21 protein-coding genes are annotated in these 21,865 nt (G+C 65.9%); 11 read left to right on the forward strand and 10 right to left on the reverse strand.

The window, feature by feature from the left end; genetic code table 11:
- The first annotated feature begins 15 nt into the window (after positions 1-15).
- Both metK and ASE83_RS10700 read left to right on the forward strand, forming a co-directional pair.
- Complete coding sequence (gene metK, locus ASE83_RS10695; RefSeq protein WP_055789442.1) at positions 16-1,227, forward strand: methionine adenosyltransferase; 1,212 nt, start codon at positions 16-18, stop codon at positions 1,225-1,227.
- A gap of 105 nt (positions 1,228-1,332) precedes the next feature.
- Entirely contained in the window at positions 1,333-2,397 is a 1,065-nt protein-coding gene (locus ASE83_RS10700) for a hypothetical protein (protein WP_055789445.1), read from the forward strand.
- Positions 2,398-2,950: 553 nt separating this feature from the next.
- Here the strand turns inward: ASE83_RS10700 and ASE83_RS10705 are convergent.
- Positions 2,951-3,568, reverse strand: a complete 618-nt coding sequence (locus tag ASE83_RS10705) for a phosphatase PAP2 family protein (RefSeq protein ID WP_162236609.1) — start codon at positions 3,566-3,568, stop codon at positions 2,951-2,953.
- 46 nt (positions 3,569-3,614) lie between these two features.
- Between ASE83_RS10705 and trmB the strand changes: the two genes are divergently transcribed.
- Positions 3,615-4,295 (forward strand): tRNA (guanosine(46)-N7)-methyltransferase TrmB, encoded by a 681-nt coding sequence (gene trmB / locus ASE83_RS10710; protein ID WP_055789451.1) that lies wholly within the window; start codon positions 3,615-3,617, stop codon positions 4,293-4,295.
- Positions 4,296-4,327: 32 nt separating this feature from the next.
- Here the strand turns inward: trmB and pncB are convergent, their stop codons facing one another.
- Both pncB and ASE83_RS10720 read right to left on the reverse strand, forming a co-directional pair.
- Entirely contained in the window at positions 4,328-5,632 is a 1,305-nt protein-coding gene (gene pncB / locus ASE83_RS10715) for a nicotinate phosphoribosyltransferase (protein WP_055789454.1), read from the reverse strand.
- A gap of 3 nt (positions 5,633-5,635) precedes the next feature.
- Positions 5,636-6,325 carry an NUDIX hydrolase gene (locus ASE83_RS10720; protein WP_055789456.1) on the reverse strand — a complete coding sequence of 230 codons (690 nt, stop codon included), beginning with the start codon at positions 6,323-6,325 and terminating at the stop codon, positions 5,636-5,638.
- Between the two features lie 56 nt (positions 6,326-6,381).
- On the opposite strand from ASE83_RS10720, the gene ASE83_RS10725 reads away from it, so the two are divergent.
- Positions 6,382-6,966: an isochorismatase family protein gene (locus ASE83_RS10725; RefSeq protein ID WP_055789458.1), complete on the forward strand. Its 585-nt coding sequence runs from the start codon at positions 6,382-6,384 to the stop codon at positions 6,964-6,966.
- A 223-nt stretch (positions 6,967-7,189) separates the two neighbouring features.
- Entirely contained in the window at positions 7,190-7,819 is a 630-nt protein-coding gene (locus tag ASE83_RS10730; protein WP_055789461.1) for a response regulator transcription factor, read from the forward strand.
- A gap of 6 nt (positions 7,820-7,825) precedes the next feature.
- Here ASE83_RS10730 and ASE83_RS10735 read toward each other — a convergent pair whose 3' ends face one another.
- Both ASE83_RS10735 and ASE83_RS10740 read right to left on the reverse strand, forming a co-directional pair.
- Complete coding sequence (locus tag ASE83_RS10735; RefSeq protein ID WP_162236610.1) at positions 7,826-11,035, reverse strand: PAS domain-containing protein; 3,210 nt, start codon at positions 11,033-11,035, stop codon at positions 7,826-7,828.
- Between the two features lie 68 nt (positions 11,036-11,103).
- Complete coding sequence (locus ASE83_RS10740) at positions 11,104-12,165, reverse strand: GNAT family N-acetyltransferase (protein WP_235515984.1); 1,062 nt, start codon at positions 12,163-12,165, stop codon at positions 11,104-11,106.
- 158 nt (positions 12,166-12,323) lie between these two features.
- Here ASE83_RS10740 and ASE83_RS10745 point away from each other — a divergent pair, with 158 nt between their 5' ends.
- Together ASE83_RS10745 and ASE83_RS10750 are read left to right on the forward strand one after the other, a co-directional pair.
- Positions 12,324-12,785, forward strand: coding sequence for a DUF2721 domain-containing protein (locus tag ASE83_RS10745; protein WP_055789469.1), 462 nt, complete (start codon positions 12,324-12,326; stop codon positions 12,783-12,785).
- The gene (locus ASE83_RS10750) at positions 12,782-13,186 is read left to right on the forward strand and encodes a DUF4345 domain-containing protein (RefSeq protein WP_055789472.1); all 405 of its coding nucleotides are present in this window, start codon (positions 12,782-12,784) and stop codon (positions 13,184-13,186) included. Before ASE83_RS10745 ends, ASE83_RS10750 begins: the two co-directional genes overlap by 4 nt.
- Positions 13,187-13,226: 40 nt before the next feature.
- Here the strand turns inward: ASE83_RS10750 and ASE83_RS10755 are convergent, their stop codons facing one another.
- A complete protein-coding gene (locus ASE83_RS10755; RefSeq protein ID WP_055789475.1) occupies positions 13,227-13,847 on the reverse strand; it encodes a hypothetical protein in 621 nt (206 codons plus the stop codon).
- Complete coding sequence (locus ASE83_RS10760) at positions 13,844-14,896, reverse strand: N-acetylmuramidase domain-containing protein (RefSeq protein WP_162236611.1); 1,053 nt, start codon at positions 14,894-14,896, stop codon at positions 13,844-13,846. The genes ASE83_RS10755 and ASE83_RS10760 overlap by 4 nt, the downstream gene beginning before the upstream one ends.
- Positions 14,897-15,314: 418 nt before the next feature.
- Between ASE83_RS10760 and ASE83_RS10765 the strand changes: the two genes are divergently transcribed.
- Positions 15,315-17,213 (forward strand): ribonucleoside-diphosphate reductase subunit alpha, encoded by a 1,899-nt coding sequence (locus ASE83_RS10765; protein WP_055789482.1) that lies wholly within the window; start codon positions 15,315-15,317, stop codon positions 17,211-17,213.
- A 154-nt stretch (positions 17,214-17,367) separates the two neighbouring features.
- Here the strand turns inward: ASE83_RS10765 and ASE83_RS10770 are convergent, their stop codons facing one another.
- A complete protein-coding gene (locus ASE83_RS10770) occupies positions 17,368-17,643 on the reverse strand; it encodes a DUF2171 domain-containing protein (protein ID WP_055789485.1) in 276 nt (91 codons plus the stop codon).
- A gap of 53 nt (positions 17,644-17,696) precedes the next feature.
- On the opposite strand from ASE83_RS10770, the gene ASE83_RS10775 reads away from it, so the two are divergent.
- Positions 17,697-17,894, forward strand: coding sequence for a hypothetical protein (locus ASE83_RS10775; protein WP_055789488.1), 198 nt, complete (start codon positions 17,697-17,699; stop codon positions 17,892-17,894).
- A 159-nt stretch (positions 17,895-18,053) separates the two neighbouring features.
- Positions 18,054-19,103, forward strand: a complete 1,050-nt coding sequence (locus ASE83_RS10780; protein WP_055789491.1) for a ribonucleotide-diphosphate reductase subunit beta — start codon at positions 18,054-18,056, stop codon at positions 19,101-19,103.
- Positions 19,104-19,533: 430 nt separating this feature from the next.
- Here the strand turns inward: ASE83_RS10780 and ASE83_RS10785 are convergent, their stop codons facing one another.
- Entirely contained in the window at positions 19,534-19,869 is a 336-nt protein-coding gene (locus ASE83_RS10785; RefSeq protein ID WP_055789494.1) for an HNH endonuclease, read from the reverse strand.
- 137 nt (positions 19,870-20,006) lie between these two features.
- Here ASE83_RS10785 and ASE83_RS10790 point away from each other — a divergent pair, with 137 nt between their 5' ends.
- Positions 20,007-20,318 (forward strand): hypothetical protein, encoded by a 312-nt coding sequence (locus tag ASE83_RS10790; RefSeq protein ID WP_055789497.1) that lies wholly within the window; start codon positions 20,007-20,009, stop codon positions 20,316-20,318.
- Between the two features lie 763 nt (positions 20,319-21,081).
- Here the strand turns inward: ASE83_RS10790 and ASE83_RS10795 are convergent.
- Positions 21,082-21,708, reverse strand: a complete 627-nt coding sequence (locus ASE83_RS10795) for an outer membrane protein (protein WP_055789500.1) — start codon at positions 21,706-21,708, stop codon at positions 21,082-21,084.
- Positions 21,709-21,865: the final 157 nt, after the last annotated feature.

The following is a 21,865-nucleotide window of genomic DNA, read 5'->3' on the forward strand; positions in this document are numbered from 1 at the left end:
GCCTAGAGGAAGTCCATGCGTTCCAATTATCTCTTCACCTCGGAATCGGTTTCCGAAGGCCATCCCGACAAGGTCGCGGACCAGATTTCCGATTCGATCGTCGACCTGTTCCTGTCGAAGGACCCCGAGGCGCGCATCGCCTGCGAAACGCTGACCACGACCCAGCTCGTCGTCCTCGCCGGTGAAATCCGCTGCAAGGGCGTGTTCGAAAACGACCAGTGGGCCGATGGCGCACAGGCGGAGATCGAACGCACCGTGCGCGAAACCGTGAAGAAGATCGGCTATGAACAGTCGGGCTTCCACTGGGAAACCTTCCGCTTCGAAAACAACCTGCACGCACAGTCGGCGCATATCGCGCAGGGCGTCGATGCGTCGGGTAACAAGGACGAAGGCGCCGGCGACCAAGGCATCATGTTCGGTTTCGCCTGCGACGAAACCCCGGACCTGATGCCGGCGACGCTCGATTACAGCCACAAGATCCTCGCGAAGATGGCGGCGGATCGCCATGCCGGCACCGCGCCGTTCCTCGAACCCGATGCCAAGAGCCAGGTCACGCTGCGCTTCGAACACGGCAAGCCGGTCGCCGCGACCGCGATCGTCGTCTCGACCCAGCACGCGCCCGGCTATGACAATGGCGCGAACGAGGCGGAACTGCACGCGTACGTGAAGTCGGTCATCGCCGACATCCTCCCGGCCGAACTGCTGTCGGACGCGACCGAATATCACATCAACCCGACCGGCAGCTTCGAAATCGGCGGCCCGGACGGCGATGCCGGCCTGACCGGCCGCAAGATCATCGTCGACACCTATGGCGGTGCCGCCCCGCACGGCGGCGGCGCGTTCAGCGGCAAGGACCCGACCAAGGTCGATCGCTCGGCGGCGTACATCACCCGCTATCTGGCGAAGAACATCGTCGCCGCCGGCCTCGCCAAGCGCTGCACGATCCAGCTCGCCTATGCGATCGGCGTGTCGAAGCCGCTGTCGCTGTATGTCGACACGCACGGCACCGGCACGGTCGCCGACGACGCGATCGAAACCGCGATCGCCGGCATCGCGAAGCTGGGCGGCCTCACCCCGCGCGGCATCCGGACGCACCTGTCGCTCAACAAGCCGATCTACCAGCCGACCGCCGCCTATGGCCATTTCGGCCGCAAGCCCGAGGGCGATCTGTTCCCCTGGGAAAAGACCGATCTGGTCGACGATCTGAAGGCCGCGCTCGCCGCCTGATTTTCCTCGACAGGCCTGATTTTCCTCGACAGGATCGTGAAATCGCGGGAGGTTCGCCGGGCACGGCGGACCTCCCGTTTTCATGTCCGCCGCAGGGGGGATGCGATGCGGATGTGGATGGCTGCACTGGCGGCAGCGATGATGACGGCGGCGCCGGTTGCCGCGCAACAGATCGGGGCGCCGGTCGATGCGAAGCCGGGCAGGCCCTATCGGTTCAAGCAGAGCGGCATCACCGCCCCGGCCGAACTGGACGGGATGCGCCGCGCCGATGTCCGACAACTGGGGACTGACGAACTCGACGTGTTCGCCGTCTATCAGGACGGACCGGATGCGATCACCGTCTATGTCTATCGCAGCCTCAGCGGCGGTGTGCCAGTGTGGTTCGATCGCGCCCGCGCCTCGATCGAGCAACGGCGGGAGATGTTCGGCAACGTCACGCCGGTGGTCCCGACCACCTTCACGCCTCCCGGCCAGTCGAGCGCCAGCGGGCTGATGGCCGGATGGACACTGAACAAGGCCCCCTATCGCGGCACCGCGCTGGCCATCCTGCCGGTCGGCGAATGGCTGGTGAAGGTGCGCTACAGCTCCAGCAAGATGGACGGCGCGGCCGTGGCGGCGCGAATCCCGGCGGTGCTGGGCGCGCTCGAATGGCCGAAAACCATCCCGTCCGCTCCCGCCGCGGCCCCGGTCGCCGATTGCGCCGCGCCGCTCGTCTTCTCGGCGACCGCCGCCCCGGTCACCGATGCGAAGGCGCTGCAATCCGCCGCGCTTTCGGGCGGACTGGTCGCCGCTGCCGAGGGAGAGAAGAAAGGCGTCTCGACCGCATCCTCGCCGGTCTGGTGCCGCGACCCGGCCCCGGCCCATATGGGCGCGGCCTATCGCCGCGACGGTGCGACCGACAGCTATCTGCTGGCGATCAGCGACAGCGGACGCGGCTTTGCCATCGCACCCGACGTCATCGCCCGCGAACTGGGCGAAGCGGAGGGCAGGAAGGTGCAGCAATGGTCGGTCGCGCTCTACGAACCCGGATCGATCGCCACCTATACGCCGATGACCGGCCTGCCCGCCCCCGACACGCTCATCGCGGCGCTCAACCGCCCGATCCTCGCGCGGACGACGACATGGGGCAAGAAACGCAACGTCTCGATCAACCCGGCATTCTTCAAATAGGGCGCGGAGCCGGTGGTGGTAGCTTTCCTACACGCCGCCGCCCTGTCATGCTCGCCGATGCTCTTTGACATCGCGAGGCAGCCCTTCCGCCGGGCGTTGGGACCGGATCGGTGCGCAATATGCGGCAAGTGTGAACTTAGTGAACTTTGGGTAGAAGTATCCGCTCAAATATCTGAAAAAAATAATTTAATTGAACGCTCGCAAATAAAACGACCGTGCGGCCTTGCCCTTCATACCGGCAACCTGCTCGTCATCCCCGCGAAGGCTGGGATCTCCCGGTGGTAGCGCGTGACAGGAGCCGCTTGATGCCCCAGCCTCCGCTGGTGCGACGTTCCTACCAAATGGATCGGTCCTTCGGCCGATCGACCTTCAGCCAATCCGAGCGTGATCGCTGAGCGACGTACAATTCCTTCGTCACCCCGGACTTGTTCCGGGGTCCACCGTGCCTCGAACGCTGTCGGCAGATCCTTGACTGCACCGGTTGCCGCACAGTGGACCCCGGAACAAGTCCGGGGTGACGATAGACCGGCGAATGTCGATCGGCCCCGGTGCCCTACTCGCCCGCCGGCAGCACCCGCGCAACGATCGCCTCCGCCGCCCAGCCGATGAACGCGCCCACCACCACGTCGATTGGGAAATGCGTACCGCGCGGAATCTGGATCGCGGCGATCCCCGCCGCCGTCGCCTGTACCGGCACCGCTGCATCGGGATATTCCCGCGCCACCGCCCGCGCGACCGCGACGGCCCCGGCGGTATGGCCGGAGGGAAAGGAGTTTTGCGGCCCCTCGTCCCGGTTGCCGGGCGTCGGCCGATGCGCCTGACGGCTGGCGAACAGCTTGGGCCGCGCCCGGTCGACATTATGCTTGATCGCGGCCTTGGCCAGCGTCGCCAGCCCGTGCGCCGCGAGCATCCGCACCCCGGTACGGGTCAGCCGTGCGTCCCGTACGATCAAGCCGGCAGCGATGGTCGCCAGGTTGATCGCGACCATCGGCGGCTGGTCGGCGACCTCGCTCAGCGTACCCGCCACCTTCACGACCGGATGATGCCGCAGCCCGGCCGCGATCCCCTGCCCCATATCGATATCGGCATCGACCAGTTGCTTCGCCCCGCGTTTGGCCTCGCGTCTGGCCTGCTTTTTCTTGCCCATCGCCTTCCAACCACTGGCGGACACGGAAGCTCCTTGTCGACACGCCGTTCGGGCGGGTAGGAGCGCCGCGATGAACGATCCTACTACCATCCGCCGCCTCTATGGCCGTCGTCAGGGCCACAAGCTGCGCCAAGGGCAGGCCGCGCTGGTCGAGGAACTGTTGCCGCAGGTCTCGGTCCCCGACACCGGCCCGCTCACGTCGCAGGTCCTGTTCGGCGACGATCGCCCGGTCGAGGTGGAGATCGGCTTCGGCGCGGGCGAGCATCTGGCCGGACAGGCCGGCAGCCGCCCGCATCACGGTTTTGTCGGCTGCGAACCGTTCCTGAACGGCGTGGTCGGCGCGCTGAACCATATCCGCGACGACGGCCTCGCCAATGTCCGGCTGCACATGGGCGACGCGCTGGAGGTAATCGAACGCTTTCCCGATGCCGGGCTGGAGCGGGTCTATCTGCTCCACCCCGATCCCTGGCCCAAGGCCCGCCATGCCAAGCGGCGGATGATGAACCACGGCCCGATGGACCTGATCGCGCGCAAGCTGCGGCCGGGCGGCGAGTTCCGCCTCGGTACCGACGACCCGACCTATTGCCGCTGGGCGATGATGGTCATGGACCAGCGCCGCGACTTCGCGTGGCAGGCGCAGACGGCGGCCGACTTCCTCACCCGCCCCGCCGACTGGCCCGAAACCCGCTATGAGCGCAAGGCCCGGCGGCAGGGCCACGAAGTCTGGTATTTCCGCTACATCCGGGTCTGACGCGGATCGGGGTGACGGGCGTTCCCCAGCCGCTACACCGCGACCGGGCTGGCCACCCGGCCGCCTTCGCCGAAGATGCGCAGATAGCGTGCGATGTCGGCGGGATCGCCGGTCGCCTTGGCCGGGTTGTCCGACAGCTTGACCGCCGGGCGGCCATTGGCACTGATGACCTTGCACACCAGCGAGATCGGCTCCAGCCCCTCGCCCCCCAGCGGGTCGCAGCCGCGGAAGTCGTTGGTGAGGTTCGTCCCCCAACCAAAGCTCATTCGTACCCGCCCATGGAAATGACGATAGGTCGCCAGGATGCTGTCCACGTCCATGCCGTCGGAGAAGATCAGCAGCCGGGACCGGGGATCGACGCCCTGGTCCTGCCACCAGCGCAGGATCTGCTCGCCCCCCTCGATCGGCGGCATACTGTCGGGGCGGAAGCCGGTCCAGTCGGCCAGCCACCGGGGCGCGTTGCGCAGGAAGGCGGTGGTGCCGAACGCATCGGGCAAGGCGATCAGCAGGTTGCCGCCATAATGCCGGCGCCATTCCTCCAGCACACGGTACGGCGCGGCGGCGATGCCGGCATCGTCCCCGGCCAGCGCCGCCTCGACCATCGGCAGTTCGTGCGCGTTCGTGCCAATCGCCTCCACCCCCGCCTGCATTGCGAGCAGCACGTTGGAAGTGCCGACGAACCGGTCGCCCAGCCCCTCCTGCAACGCCTCGACACACCAGCGCTGCCACAGGAAGCCATGCCGCCGCCGCGTGCCGAAGTCGGACAGGACTAGATCGGGCAGCGCGCGCAGCCGCTCGACCTTGTCCCACAGCCGCGCCTTGGCCCGGGCATAGGTTACGTCCAGCGCGAACCGGCCATGGTCGCGCAGCGCCGCCCGCGCCCGCAGTTCGTTGAGGATGGTCAGGGCCGGGATTTCCCACAGCGACGTCTCCGCCCACGGCCCGTCGAAATGCAGCTCGTACTGCCCGTCGCGGATCGACAGTTCGTAGGGCGGCAGGCGGAAACGGCCAAGCCAGTCGATGAAGCCGGGCGCGAACATTCGCTCGACCCCGTAGAAGCTGTTGCCCGCCAGCCAGATCAGCTCCTGCCTGGAAAAGGCGACGGTGCGGGCATGGTCCAGCTGGGCGCGCAGTTCGCCTTCGTCGATCACCTCGGCCAGCCGCACCGACCTGCTGCGGTTGATGACGGCAAAGGTCGCGCGGACATCCGGATGCACGTCGCGGATCATCTGCACCATCAGCAGCTTGTAGAAATCGGTGTCGAGCAGGCTGCGCACCACCGGGTCCAGCCGCCAGCCATGGTTCCACACCCGCGTCGCAATATCGGTCATCACCATCGGTCAGCCTTTCGAAAGCCGGACATAGAGTTCGGCCGGACGGAATGCCCGCCCCGCCTCATATTGCTCCGTCGCTTGCAGGGTACCGCGCTCCAGCATCCGGCGGCGAAACGCCGGCTTGTTCAGCGTCCGGCCCAGCACGGCCTCATGCACCACCTGCAACTCGCGCAGGGTGAAGCGTTCGGGCAACAGGGCAAAGGCGGCATCGTCGATCGCGTCGCGCAGCCGCTCCAGCGTCAGCTGAAGAATCCGGTCGTGATCGAACGCCAGCCGAAGCGCCTGCCCGTCATGCTGTACCGTCCCTGCCGGATCGATCGTCGCCAGGCATTGGCCATCGCGCAGTCGTATCTCCGCCATCCGCGACGGATCGAGCAGCACGCGATAGGCGATGGCGATGATCCGCATCCGGGGATCGCGATCGACCGCGCCGAAGCAATGGACCTGTTCGGGCACGACGCCGGACAGTCCGGCCTTGTCGCGCAGCACCCGCTCCGCCGCCGCCTCCAGCGACTCGTCGATGGCAACGAATCCGCCGGGCAACGCCCAGTCACCCGCGAAGGGTGGTTGATCCCGGCGGGTCAGCAGAACGACCAACCGCCCTTCCGCCAACCCGAACGCGGCGCAGTCGACCGCGACCGATGGTCGGTCATACCCGGTCGGGTCGTATTGTTGCAGGAAAACCGCCTCTTCCATTCGCTTTACATATATCTGACTCGAATATATGTAAAGCGGGTGAACGGAGAACTGCCATGCGTGACCTGATCGTTGTCGTGGATACCCAGGCCGATTTCATGCTGCCGGACTATGCCCTGCCGGTGCCCGGCGCAGAGGCGATCGTCGCCCCGCTGGCGGAATGGCTATCGCGGCGCAGTGCGGCCGATACCGCGGCGATGGTGTTCACCTTCGACACGCATTTTGCCGATACCTACCCCGACAGCGCCGAAGCGGCGCTGTTTCCGATCCACTGCGTCAAGGGAACGCCGGGCTGGCGGAACCTGCTCGACCCGCTGTCGACCGCACGGGATATTTCCTGCCGGACGCTGGAGAAGGGCGTGTTCGACATGTGGGCCGAAGACGGACTGCTGCTGGACGATCCGCGCGGCGTGATGCCTCCGGTTCCACGCGACACCTTCTTCGCCGACCTGCGGCGACAGGGCGTCGATCGGGCGATCGTGGTCGGCATCGCCGCCGATTACTGCGTCCGCTGGGCGATCGACGGGCTGGTCGCGCGGGGATTTTCGGTCACCGTGCCTGCCGCTCTGACCCGTGGAATCGATCGTCCGATCGAACAGGTACTTCGGGAAGATTTCGCGGACCGTCCGGTTTCGAACTAGGGGTGATCGGCATTCACATTCTATTTCGTTACCCCGGACTTGTTCCGGGGTGACGAAGGGGCTGAAGGCGGCGATCAGAAACGACACCGGGAGTAGCTGAAGGTCGATCCGAACTAATGCGGCACAGTTGCCCGGAATTCGGCCAGTCGTGGATAGTGTCACTTGCGATAGATTGTGATAGGCAACCTCTCTCGACACCCTACGCCCCAACAAGGGATTGTTAATGCCGCAGATTCTCGTCGCCGACGATCATCCGATGTGCGCGACCGCATTGGGGATGGCGGCGCGGGCGGTCGATCCGGCCATCACCAAGGACTGTGTGACGACCCTGGCCGAAGCGGAAGCGCTGGTCCGTCGCACCGCGTACGACCTGATCCTGCTCGATCTCATGTTGCCGGACGTGCAGGGATTTGCGGGATTGGCGATGCTGCGCGCCATCCGTCCGACCGCGACCATCGCCATCGTTTCCGGGCGGGAGGAACCCGCCGTCGTCGCGCAGGCGCACGCGCTGGGCGCAAAGGGGTTCATCCCCAAATCCTCGACGATCGATCAGATGATCGCCGCGATCCGCGCGCTGCTCGACGGACAGGACTGGCTGCCCGCCGGTATCGCCGATGCGAACCACGAAGACCGCCGGGTCGATCTGGCCGAGCGGATGGGCACCTTGTCGATCGCGCAGCTTCGCGTGCTGCGCGCCATCGTGAACGGGCATCAGAACAAGCAGATCGCGTACGACCTGCACCTCGCCGAGCCGACGGTGAAGTCGCATCTGTCAGCAATCTTCCGCAAGCTGGGCGTCAGCAACCGGACGCAGGCGGTGCTGGCGCTGCAGGCGTTCGACGCGGAAGGCTGATCCGCTTCAGGCGGCCCCGCGCATCGCGGTGCGTGCCGCCTCGATCACGTCCTGCGCGCAGCGATCCAGCCGGTCGATCACCCCCGGATCGATCGTCGCGTCGTCGGCCAGCCCCTCGATCTCCGCCAGCGCCGCGATCAGATTGGCGGCCCCCATGCTGGCCGCCGCGCCGTGAAAGGCATGGGCTTCGCGGCGGGCGAGGTTGTTGCGGCCATGGGTCAGCAGCGTCCGCAGCCGCCCCGGCACCCGCCGCGCATCCTCGATGAACAATGCGAGCAGCGTGTTGCGCTGTTCAGGCCCCAGCGCATCGGTGAGCGCGCGTATCCGCAGCGGATCGATGACGTCAGAAACCGGAGACGCTACCGGTGAGCGCGGCGGCGCGGTCGCCGCGTTGTCGAGCAACGCGCTCAACTGCGCCATGTCGACCGGCTTGGTCAGCACGCCGTTCATCCCCGCCTGGGTGATGTCGGCGCGGCGCTCGTTCGACAGGTCGGCGGTGATCGCGTGGATCGGAACCGCGGCCCCCGCGCCGCTCCATGCCCGGATGGCGCGCGTCGCGGCCAGTCCGTCCATCACCGGCATCTGAACGTCCATCAGTACCAGATCGACCGGATTGCCGGCCGTCGCCGTGACATATTCGACGGCCCGCGCGCCATTTTCGACCGCCACCACCTGATGCCCCAGCCGCCGGACGATCTCGGCCAGGAGATAGCGGTTGGTGTCGTTGTCCTCGGCCACCAGTACCGTCATCGGCGGGCGTCCGTCCGGTGCCTGCGCGGCACGGGGCATGGCGAGCGTCGGCCCCCCCGCATCGTCGACGACCGTGGCGGCAGGGAGCGGAATGTCGAACCAGAAGCGGGAGCCGTCACCGGGGCGGCTGACGACCTGGATCGTACCGCGCATCGATTCGACCAGCATCCGGCTGATGCTGAGGCCGAGGCCGGTGCCGCCATAGCTGCGCGTGGTCGAAGCGTCCGCCTGGACGAAGGGCTCGAAGATCGCCTCCAGCCGGTCGTCGCGAATGCCGACGCCGGTGTCGGTGACCTGGAACCGCCACAGATCGCCGTCTTCGCGCGATGCCCAGATGCTCACCGACCCGGTTCGCGTGAACTTCACGGCATTGCCGACGAGATTGGTCAGCACCCGCTGCAACCGCGCCGGATCGCCGACGACCCGACCGGCGGGCGCGTCGAGCTTTATGGACAGCGCGTGTTTGCGCGCCTCCGCCGCGAACAGCCCGGCCACCGTCTGCAACAATTCCCGCGGTTCGAAGGCGATCGCCTCCGGGCTGCCATGGCCGCCTTCCAGCTTGGAAAAGGTCAGCACGTCGTCGACGATATCCGACAGCGTGCGCCCGGCGGTTTCCAGCGAATCGAGATGCCGCATTCGTTCGGCGCGGTCCGGCGTGTCGCGCAGCAACTGCACCGCCGCGAGGATGGAGGTCAGCGGGGTGCGGATCTCATGGCTGATCGTCGCGGTGAAGGTCGCCTTGGCCGCGAGCGCGCGTTCGGCCTCTTCGCGGGCGGCGCGCAGATCGGTCATCGCCGCGACATGTTCGGTCACGTCCTGGAACACGCCGAACAGGCCGACGATCCCCGCCCCCGGCGCCGTTTCCGCCTGCCCGCGCGACCGGACCCAGCGCATCTGTCCATCCGGGCGCACGATGCGGGCGTCGAATTCGAACGGCTCGCCATTGGCGATCGCCATGCCGATCCGGTCGCGCACCTTCGTCCGGTCCTCGGGATGGTAATAGCGGATGGCGGTGGCGATGCCGGGTTCGCAGTCCCCTTCGACACCGTGGATACGAAAGACTTCGGGCGACCAGAACAGCCGCCAGTCGGCCAGGTTGAGCCGCCAATGGCCGATGCCCGCGGCGCTCTCCGCCATCGCCAGCAATCGCTGCTGCTCCTCCAGTTCGTCGAAGGACGCGACGGCCTCGCGCTCCGCCGCGCGACGATCGGCGATGTCGCGGACCGATCCGATCACCTCGGCGGACGCGGGATCGTCGCCGACCAGCCGGAACGCGCCTTCCAGCCACAGGTAACGCCCATCGCGGTGGCGCATCCGATACCGAACCACCAGGCTCCCCCCGGTCGGGGTCAGCGCGGCGAGGCAACGCTGCACCCGGTCGCGGTCGTCGGGATGGATCATCTGGAACGGGCTGTGCCCGACCATCTGTTCCGGGGGATAGCCGAGCAGCCGTTCCGATCCCGACGATGCATAGCGGCGCAGGCCGTCCGGCCCCAGCCGGACGATCAGGTCGGTCGAATGATCCGCCAGCAACCGCAGATGGCGTTCATTGTCGCGGATTTCCTTCAATGCCAGCCACTGTTCGTACACCAGCGCGGCCACGGGAAAGACGGTCAGCGTGAACGCACCGATGAACAGCTGGAGGTACAGAATGCGGTCGGCGCGCGACATCATCAGGTCGTAGATCGGCCCGACCCCCTGCAAGGTGCAGACCGTCGCGACGACGCTCACGGCGATGGTCGATGCCGCCGCCCCGGCGAAACGGTACAGCAGGGCCGAGAATACGCCGCAGGGCAGCAGCAGGAACAGCACGAGATAGCTGTTCATCGTGAAGATAACGCCGGCCAGCGCGGCGGTCAGCGCCACGACGACGATCACCGAGGGCGACAGGACGTCGAGTTCCTCCGACAATGCCCGCCGCGTCGCCTTCAGCGCGGGCAGCAGCACGATCATTCCCATCGCATTGGCGGCAAACCACTGGATCGCGCTGAGTGACGTGACGGTGCCGAACATCGCCAGCCGGAACTGGATGAACAATGCCGTAATCAGCCCGGCCCCGGCCAGCGCGATCAGGACGATGGTCACATAGCCGCGCAACAGTCGTGGATCGGGATGAACCAGCCGGATCAGCGACGCGACGGCGGTGATGCTGATAAGGTCGATCAGGCCATAGCCAATCAGCAACCGCCAATCGTCGTGGCGCCACCCGTTCGCCAGGACCAGCGCGATCCCGGTGATGCAGAGCAGCCACGGCCATTGCGACCGGGGACGCCGGATCAGCGTGGCGATGGCGATCGGGTTGGCCAGCCAGAGGAGTCCCGCACCGTCCAGCCATCGGTCGGCGCACAGCATGACCGCGGCGAGAACATAGATCAGCAGCCCATAGCCGATGCCAAGCGCCGCCATCGGCAACGGCGGACGGCGGCGAAGGGACGACATCGTCCATGGCTGATGCAGGGATGCCATGGCATCGGATGTCCCTGATTCGCCGGTCATACGCAATGCTACTCAGGATAGGGGCGGCAGACGATCCGCTATTGCGCGGCGGCCGGATCGTCGTCCGACGCTACGGCATGGCCGCTACCCGCCCAGCGTCCGGCGAACCAGCGTCCGGCCAGCGCCGGCAGGCCGGGCGGCAGGAACAGCCAGTCGCGGATCGCCGGCCCCCGATCGGCACCGATGACACGCTTGTATCCGCTGTCGCCTGCGCCCCAGTCGACCTGCGTCATCCCGTCGTCCAATGCGCGGACGAGGTTGCGATAATAGAGCACCCTGCCGGGCGAATGCTTCGCGAACCGGACGTCATAGCTGTTGGCGATCGCATATTTCAGCGTGCCGGCATTCAGATCGAACGAGAATGCCGCCGGCTGTCCGTCCATTCGCAGCACCGCGGCCCACAGCATGTCGGCGATGACCGGATCGGTCGCTGCCTTGCGCCAGAAGCCGCCATGGCCGGCGGCGGTGAACTTGGCGTCGCGGCCATCGGTCCGCTCGGCGATCCAACTGGCATTCTCGATCGCGGCGAGTGAATCGAACGCCTCCGCCGTCCAATCGTGTCCGGTGACGAACGACCAGCCCGGCGTGCCGATTCCGGCGAGATGCTTTTCGAGAAACCGGTTCTTGCGCAGCGTCGAATTGCGCGGCCAGACGCCCTCCGCCCGGAGCGCCGCCATGTCGAGCAGATAGCTGTCCGCGATGAAGCGCGGCAGGGCGCGCCAGCCCCTGGCGTCGGCCGCGGCCTGCAACCCGACGAGCAGCGGGTCGCCGTCATAGACCGGACCGATCCGGAACCCGCGCGTCGCCCGCCTCGCACCGTCCAGCAACGCGACGAAGTCGGCGGCACCGGCATCCACCGCGACCGGGCCGCTGCGGAACGGCCAGTAGCAGCCCGGGACCTGTCCGATGCGCAGCCATGCCGGCCCCAGGCCGATCAACGGCAGCGCGATGACTGCCCGTCCGTCGCGCTCGACGACCAGCGTCCGCGCGCTCCCGCCATAGCTGTCGATCGCCGCCGCATACCATTGCCGGCGCAGGAAGCGGTGCGTCTCCCGCGCCTCCGCAGCAACCGCATCGACGGATGCAGGGATGCCGTCCACGACGCGAACGATGGGAGCGATGGCGACGGGTGGAGACAACATGACAGCCTATTGCCACGAACCTCTTACGATCTGGTAGCGCCATCACCGCACGGCGCGGACCATCGGCGGTGGCCCGCGGCCTTGCCCCTGCCCGGTGCGCAAGGCATATCGATCCGGTGGAATTCGAACCTGTCCTGTCGACCGTCGCGAAGACGATCCAGACCGCCATCGCGCCGGTCTTCCTGCTGGCCGGCATCGGGGCGATCCTGAACGTCATGGTCGGCCGCCTGGCGCGGATCGTCGACCGGGCGCGCGACCTCGAAAAACTGCATCCCAGCTCCACCGGCCCCGAACATTCCCGGCATGTGTTCGAACTGCGCCTGCTCGACCGGCGCATCCGCATCATCAACAATGCGGTATTCCTGGTCGTGCTGTCGGCGGTCGCCAACTGTACCGTGGTCGCGATGCTGTTCATCGCCGAGCTGCTCGACCTGGGGCTGGGCAAGGCGGTCGCGATCAGCTTCGTGCTGTCGATGGTGCTGCTGATCGGCGGACTGGTGTGGTTCCTGTTCGAGGTCCGGCTGTCGGTCCATGCGATCCGGGTGCGCGCCGAACTGCTGGAGCGCGAACGCGCATGACGCCGCGGCGCGAACGCGTGCTGTTGCAGGCGGTGATCGCGCTGGTGTGCATCGTGCCCTTCGGCGCTTCGCTGGCCGGCATCCTGCACGGCGCCGCATGGCTGCAACCGACACCGACGACCGAGATGGACAGCCATTTCCGCTATCTCTCCGGCCTGTTCCTCGGGCTGGGCCTGGGCTTTGCCAGCTGTATTCCCGGCATCGAACGCAAGAGCGGCCGCTTCCGGCTGCTCGGCATGATGGTCGTCATCGGCGGATTTGCGCGGCTATTGTCGCTGGCGACGGTCGGCGTACCGCCGACCGGTCATATGGTCGGGCTGTGCATCGAACTGATCGTCGTGCCGCTGCTGCTGGCGTGGCAGACGCGCGTCGCCCATCGCTGTCGCGTGCCGTCGGCGTAACCGGCTTTCGGCGGGTCCGACACCCCCGCCCCCCTTTCGGTCAGCGGGCGACGGGTTCCAGCGCCGCGGCAGGTACCCAGCCTTCGGATCGCACCTGCCGGTCGGAGGGATAGATGACCCGGACATTCGCGCCCGACCGCGCGGCGATACCCACCACATCGCCCTGCACGACATAGGCCCTGCCCGCCGCGCCGCCCGGTTGCGCGCGCAACGGCACCTTCACCGCCCGGACCCGCGCCAGGCCGGTCCATCCGCCGGCACCGGTGCGCGACAGCTCCAGCCCCTTGGGATCGTCGAGGAACGGCCCCGCGACCTGCGCACAGCCCGAAAGGTTTCCGCTGCCCGGCAGCGTCAGCCGTACGCCGTCACCGGTCGGGTCGATCCGCCCGACCGGAGGTTGCTTCGCCCCATAGGGCGTGGCCAGCGCGCGGACCGTCGCGCCCCGTGCGTCCAACCGGCCGGTCACGACGAAATCGCAGCGCCGGTTGCCTCCGCCTTCCTGTTCCATCAGGAAACGACCGACGACGCGACCATCGGGCGCGACGGCCAGCGACAACCCTTCATACAGCCCCGAACGCAACGACGACGCGGCGGGCGGGCGCGCCTCCGCACAGCCGGCGATCAGGAGCAATGCCGCGGCGGCGGTGTACGACGTCTTCAAACCTTGCCTCCCAATGCCTTGTATTCGCGCGCGAACTGCTTGTCGTAGGTGCCGTAGTCGTCGCCGTTATAGGCGCGTGCCATGCCGGTGAAATCCTTGCGGCGCAGCGCCGACACCATGCCCGGTGTCTTCAGGCAGTAGCCGACGAACGCCTCCAATTGCCCGCGCTCGCCCGCCTTCATCGCCTCGACGAATGCGAAGACGTCCTTGTAGCCGCATTTCCAGTAATTCGCGCCCAGCACCTGGCACATGCCCCACGACGTCGATTGCAACGCGGCATCGGCGTCCAGCGCCATCGCCTCGCGCAGCGTCCGCCATGCCGTCGCATGGTCCTTGTTGTTCTTCTGCCACTGCCATCCGGCCTTCGTCTTGTACGGATAGGACAGCAGCGGATGCGTCTCGTCATATCGCTTCTTGGTCAGCTTGCGGAACCAATGCCCCTCAAACGCGATCTTGGGCAGGCCATCCGCGCCGAAGCCGGATCGCCCGCCCGATTCGACAGTGGCGAGCGCCCGAACCAACAGCGGATCGATGTCGCGTCCCAGCCGTGCCGCCGCGTCGATATAGTCGCGATCGGTCAGCTTGCGCGCCGCGCCACCGCTGGCGGCCGGCGCCGGCGCGGCCGGGGTGGCACTTTTTCCGGCGGTGCGACCGGCAGGCGACGGCGCGCTGACCCGGCGTTCGCGGCTGCGATCGGCGAACAGCGAACTCCACGCACCCGCCATCGCCCGTTGCAGTTCCGCCAGTTGCCCCTGCGCCCAACTGGTCCAGGAATCGTCGGCATCGGCCGGCGGTGCGGGACGACGAGCGCGCATCCGCTCCCCCGCCCGCGCCAGCAGCATCTGCAATGTGCGCCCTTCCGGATCGACCCGCCCATCGGGATGGGGATAGCGCAGCACCTCGCGCTGGAACCGGTTGATCCGTTCGACCAGCGCGGCGTCCGACCGCCCGTTTTCCGGCCGGGCGGCGCGGTCGTCGATGGCGTTGAACAAATGCTGGACCGTGCGCACATCGGCCGGCCGATTCGCGGCGCGACGTCCCTTTCCCACCGGTGCGGTCAACAACCCGCGAGCACCCATCTCGTTTCTCCGTAGTACGGCGAACGCTGATGGCGGCATCGTCGCCCCGATCGGTGGTTCGACGCAACCCCTGTCGCGCCGAAAAAATAGTAGCGATGCCCATTTAGCCACTTGCATTTCAGGGAAGCGGCAGAGGTCCGCGCGTCGCAGAATGTCCGGCTTCGCCTGCCGATCCGTTCCGCGCCGGTCGCAAAATTTAGCCGCTTGCGCGATGGCAAATTTGCTACAATTAGTAGTGTCGATGGCGGCGCACCCGCTACAAATAGTATTCACCTCGACCGAAGCCGGTGACGCTCCCTATGCGTCGCCGGGTCTCGTTCGGACCGGCGACAAGCCGATTTTTGTCCGTGGGGATGTGACGCCCCGCCGAACACAGGAAAGCGGGACGATGAGCTTTCAGGATAGTCAGGACGCCCAGATGAACGAACTGCAATTCGCCGATCCGGCCCCCGCCGCGCCGGCTCCCGAACGCACCAGCCACACGGTCGACGCCCTGCTCCATGCGGTAGAAGTCGATCATTCGCGCGACGCGCTGCTGACCGATTTCGGCAAGGATACGCTGAAGGACCGCTATCTGCTGCCGGGCGAATCGTACCAGGACCTGTTCGTGCGCGTCGCGTCGGCCTATGCCGATGACGCCGCCCATGCGCAGCGGCTGTACGACTATATCTCGAAGCTGTGGTTCATGCCGGCGACGCCGGTGCTGTCGAACGGCGGCACCGGACGCGGCCTGCCGATCAGTTGCTATCTCAACTCGGTCCCCGACAGCCTCGAAGGCATCGTCGAAACGTGGAACGAGAATGTATGGCTGGCATCGCGCGGCGGCGGCATCGGTACCTATTGGGGCAGCGTGCGCGGCATCGGCGAGCCGGTCGGGCTGAACGGCAAGACCAGCGGCATCATTCCGTTCGTCCGCGTCATGGATTCGCTGACCCTCGCCATTTCGCAGGGGTCGCTGCGCCGCGGATCGGCCGCCTGCTATCTCGACATCAGCCATCCGGAGATCGAGGAGTTCCTCGAAATCCGCAAACCCTCGGGCGATTTTAACCGCAAGGCGTTGAACCTCCACCACGGTGTGCTCATCCCCGACGCGTTCATGGAAGCGGTGCGCGACGGCGCTGAATGGAACCTGACCAGCCCCAAGGACGGGTCGGTCCGCGCCACGGTCGACGCCCGGTCGCTGTTCCAGAAGCTGGTCGAGACCCGCCTCGCCACCGGCGAACCGTACATCGTGTTCAGCGATCACGTGAACAACACGATGCCCAAGCATCACCGCGACCTGGGCCTGAAGGTGTCGACCTCGAACCTGTGCAGCGAGATCACGCTGCCGACCGGCAAGGACCACCTTGGCAACGACCGTACCGCCGTGTGCTGCCTGTCGTCGCTGAACCTCGAAACCTGGGACGAATGGAACGGCGACAAGCGGTTCATCGAGGATGTGATGCGTTTCCTCGACAATGTGCTGACCGACTATATCGAGCGTGCGCCCGACGAAATGGCCCGTGCCCGTTATTCGGCCAGCCGCGAACGTTCGGTCGGCCTGGGCGTGATGGGCTTCCACTCGTTCCTGCAGGCGCGGTCGCTGCCGTTCGAAGGGGCGATGGCGAAGGCGTGGAACCTCAAGATCTTCCGCCACGTCAACGCGCAGGTGAACGAGGCGTCGATGCACCTCGCCAACGAACGTGGCCCCTGCCCCGACGCCGCCGACATGGGCGTGATGGAGCGGTTCAGCTGCAAGATGGCGATCGCGCCGACCGCGTCGATCAGCATCATCTGCGGCGGGACCAGCGCGTGCATCGAACCGATCCCGGCCAACATCTATACCCACAAGACGCTGAGCGGATCGTGGTCGGTCAAGAACCCGTATCTCGAAAAGCTGCTGATCGCGAAGTCGAAGAACAGCGACGCGGTGTGGAACACGATCCTCGAGCGTGGCGGGTCGGTTCAGCATCTCGATTTCCTGTCGGTCGAGGAAAAGGATACGTTCAAGACCAGCTTCGAGATCGACCAGCGCTGGCTGCTCGAACTGGCCGGCGACCGTGCGCCATTCATCGATCAGGCGCAGTCGCTGAACCTGTTCATCCCGGCCGATGTCGAGAAGTGGGACCTGCTGATGCTCCACTATCGCGCGTGGGAGCTGGGCATCAAATCGCTCTATTACCTGCGGTCGAAGTCGGTGCAGCGCGCCGGATTCGCCGGTGGCGTCGAGGCGGACAATACGTCCGAGCTGGCCAAGTTCGATCTGGGCGAGACGACGGATTATGATGAGTGCTTGGCTTGTCAGTAAGCGGGTCGCCCTGCCTTGCTCAAGCAAGGCAGGGACAGACCACGGCGGGCAGCGGGGGCGCGTAGCGTCGTCGTCTGACGGCGTGGTCGTGCAAACTGCGGCCAAGAAAAAGGGGGCACGCAGCCCCCTTCCCCGTCGCGATGTTCGCGATCGATCAGATGGCGGCGCCATCTTCTTCGGTTTCGAACGTCACCGCGACATCGGCATTGGCGCTCAGGCGGACGGTGTCGCCCTCGACCTCGGCGACGAGACCGCCGTCGATATAATGGTGATGACCGGCATGGCTGCTTTCGGCACCTTCGACTTCCGCGCCGCTGTCCTTCTTGGTCAGCTTGATGCGGTCGCCCTCGACGCGGTCGACGGTGCCGACATGCACGCCATCGGCGCCGATGACTTCGGCATGTTCGTTGATGTTGCTGAGATCGGCCATGGTAGTTCTCCTGTGGGGGCGGCGGTGAAACGCACGGCCCCCGCGTTGGTCGCATGACCGCGAACGTCCTCATCATGTTGTGCGTCGCGATGGTGGCGGGCGGCGTCGGGCTGTGGCTGCTGCTGCGCCTCAGGTCGCGTGCCACGCCGCAGAGCCGCTATGCGCATGGCATGACGGGGATGATGGCACTGGCGCTGGGGATCATCCTGACGATCTTCGGCGTGGCGCAATGGTCGTGGGGGTCGGCGTGACCCCCTCACCCACATCGTCATTCCGGCGAAGGCCGGAATCCATGGACACGGGCGTTCTCGATCGAGACGCGACCGTTTCCCCATCCATGGATCCCGGCCTGCGCCGGGATGACGTTCGAGTTTTCAGTTTCCCTATGTCAGTTTCCCCGGAGTAACCCCATGTCGCTCACCGAAGCCCGCAAGCAGTACAAGCCGTTCGAATACCCCTGGGCGTTCGATTTCTGGAAGCGCCAGCAGCAGATCCACTGGATGCCCGAAGAGGTGCCGCTGGGCGAGGATTGCCGCGACTGGGCGCAGAAGCTGACCCCGCACGAACGCAATCTGCTGACGCAAATTTTCCGCTTCTTCACCCAGGCGGACGTCGAGGTGCAGGACTGCTATCACGAGAAATATGGCCGCATCTTCAAGCCGACCGAGGTGAAGATGATGCTCGCCGCCTTCTCCAACATGGAGACGGTGCATATCGCGGCCTACAGCCACCTGCTCGACACGATCGGAATGCCCGAGAGCGAATATGGCGCCTTCCTCGAATATAGCGAGATGAAGGACAAGCACGACTATCTGCAAAATTTCGGCGTCGACACCGATGAAGACATTGCCAAGACGCTGGCAATGTTCGGCGGCTTTACCGAAGGATTGCAGCTATTCGCATCGTTCGCGATGCTGATGAACTTCCCGCGCTTCAACAAGATGAAGGGCATGGGGCAGATCGTGTCGTGGTCGGTCCGGGACGAGAGCCTGCACTGCGAAGGCATCATCAAGCTGTTCCACGCCTTCTGCAAGGAACGCGACTGCATGACGCGCGCCGTGCGCGACGACATTGCCGACATGTGCCAGACGACGGTTAGGCTGGAGGACAATTTCATCGATCTCGCCTTCGAAATGGGGCCGGTCCACGGGATGACCGCCAAGGAGATCAAGAAATATATCCGCTACATCGCCGACTGGCGGCTGGGGCAGCTGGGCATGAAGCCGATCTACCTGATCGACGAACATCCCCTGCCGTGGCTGGCGCCGCTGCTGAACGGCGTCGAGCACGCCAACTTCTTCGAACAGCGGGCGACCGAATATTCGAAGGCGGCGACGCGCGGCAACTGGAACGAAGTCTGGGACGGCTTCGACAAGCGCCAGAAGGCCAAGGTTACCGCCCCGGCGAACGAGGAAGCGACCGGCATGGGCGACATGTTCGGGGGCGTGGCGGCGGAATAAGCCGCGCCGGGCAAGGGGTAGCGAAAGCTACCCCGAGCCTCAAGGCGCGGCCGGCCGGCGGCGCCCAAAGCGCCGGCCGACGGCATGGGCTTTGCCCATGCCCGCCGCTCAAAGTTCACAAAGTTCACACTCGCACGCTGTTTGCGTGACCTTCGGGTTCGACCTGTAAAAGAGCAGGGGCTGCGATGGCCCGGCAGCATGATGACGACGCGCGAACGTGTAGGACAGCGCGAAATACCGCTGTCTCTGCCCTCGTAGGACCCTTCCCCTCCGGTCATTCCCGCGAAGGTGGGAATCGATAGACGCTGACGTTCGCGCTGGAGTAGCCGGCGTGGCGTGTACGGGTCCCCGCCTTCGCGGGGACGACGGCCGTTGGTCGAAGCCCGCACTCGCCGCAGGAAATTCCCGCTTTCGCCCGGAGCGACAAGCCCTACCGCCCCCGCCGCACCGGAACCCGGAAATCCGCCGGCTTGTCCGCCACCCACGTCACGAACTTCGCCATCGCCGGAACCGCACGCAGGGCATCGAAGTCGGCGAGCGGGCCGGCCAGTTCGGCGTTGGTGGCACTCGCATGGATCGTGCGGTGGCAGATCGGGTGAACGGGCACGGTTTCGCGCCCGCCCTCGCTTCTGGGCACGCGGTGGTGCCATTCGACCTGCGTGCCGATCGGGCGATCGCACAGCGCGCAGGCGAGCGGCACCTCCGCACGCGCCACAAGCGCCTCCGCTGCTGCCAACCCTGCCTTGCGCTTTACCCGTCCGGCCATGGATAAAAAGATCGGAAGCATTGCCGCAATTGGCAAGGGTACCGAATGCCCGCTCCCAAGGTGAACGCCAGATGAAGGAACCGGCATCGTCCGATGCGGGTTGTATCGCGGCAAGTTCAGGAAAAGGGAGAGCCCCCATGAACCGCACGACATTGTTGATCGCCGCCGCTGCCACCGCAGTCATTGCGGCGCCTTCGCTGGCCAAGGATCGCCGTACGGTCCCGGTCTATTCGGATTACAATCCCTATTATCTCGATTATAAGACCGACCTCTCCGAAGCGAAGCGCGAGCTGCGCAAGGACCTCGCCCGCGCCGACGACGCCGCCGACCGCGAGGATGCGTGGGCGGAGTATCGCCGCGAGGTGGCCGATGCCCGTCACGATTTCCGCAAGGAAATGGCCGAACGCGGCATGATCGTCCGCAACGGTCGGGTTACCGTCGAAGAATAACCGCTGCACAGCGGTCTTACGGAGAACAGGCCGTCGGGTTCGCCCGGCGGCCTGTCTGTTGTCGTGTCGTGTCGTGTCGTGTCGTGTCAGAAAACGCATATCAAATGAAGGTGTTAGGGTTCCCGAGATGTCGCGCCAGCCGGCCCGATTTGTCGTTCTTGCCGGCTTGGCACGGATAACGATCGTGCGAACATGGGCATCAGTACTGATCGGCCTTCAGGGACGGCAACGCATGTTCGTCCTTCCCGTGAAGGCGGGCATCCTTAGACGCGACCGTTGCGGACGTGACCGCAGAGTTGGCGTGTATGGACTCCCGCCTTCGCGGGAGTGACGACCAGAAAAGTCTCGGATACCAACCCAGATCACCACGCAGAATGTCGAGCCGTATCCGTTCGAGAACCGATCGACCTTCATTTACGCCCGGTGTCGCTCCTGATCGCTGCCTCCAGCCTCTCCGTCACCCCGGACTTGTTCCGGGGTCCACGGCGCGGCAATCGGTGCGGCGTGAGCCTCTATCGACCACGATCGCCGCTCGGTGGACCCCGGAACAAGTCCGGGGTGACGAAATGGAATGTGAATGTCGGTCCATCCTAGCGGGCTGCTACGCGGACAGCCCGATCTATATGGCCTACACCCTGACCGAGCGGATCATGGCTCAATCCAAAACAAAAGGCCCCGGACGAACCCGTCCGGAGCCTTTCATGATACGCAATTACCGGGGCGGGTCCCGATACGCCGGACCCACCCGAAACTCGTGCGATGCTTAGAAGTGGGTCGTCAGACCCAGCATCGGACGGAAGCTGTGCGCCGAACCGAAGGTCGACACTTCACCGCGCAGGCGAACGCCCGAGTTGCCGGTGATGCCGCCCAGGCCGATGTCCTTCGGACCGACTTCGAAACCGGCGCCATAGGTCATTTCGTGATAGTCGCGGCTGTCGTTGCCGAACCGGTCGAAGTTGACCCAGCGATAGCCGACCTTGCCGTAGATTAGGCCCGAATCACCCGCGCGGACGCCGAAACGGCCAGCCGCGCCGTAATCCCAATCGATGTCGCCCGACACGCCCTTCGAGACGCTGCCTTCGGCACCGACGAACACCGGACCCAGCGGCACGTTGAAACCGACGATGCCTTCAACCAGGGCGCCGTTCAGCTTGTCGTTGCGCGGAACCAGCGGGATGCCGGCATCGGTACGCTCGGAGTCGAACTGTTCCCAGCCGCCCATGATGGCGACATAGGGTTCGAAACCGATGCCGCTGGTGCCATCGGGTGCGGCAACGGCGGGGGCGGGTTCGGTCGTCGGGGCGTCCTGCACCACGGTGGCGTCCTGCGCAAAGGCGGGCGCGGCCGTGAAGGCAACGGCGGCAGCGGCGACGGTCAAAAGCTTACGCATACAAAACCTCATCAGCGTTTACGGTCCCGGCGTCGAACGCGCACCGGTTTGTCCGTGGCCCCTCTGAACCCGAAAGAACGCAAAGTGTTGCATCGCATCGCAACATGGCGGTCATCAAATCGGATACTGTTGCTTCCGCGCAACGGTATCTGTCACG

It is taken from the genome of Sphingomonas sp. Leaf32 (assembly GCF_001421765.1).
Classification (GTDB): Bacteria; Pseudomonadota; Alphaproteobacteria; order Sphingomonadales; family Sphingomonadaceae; genus Sphingomonas.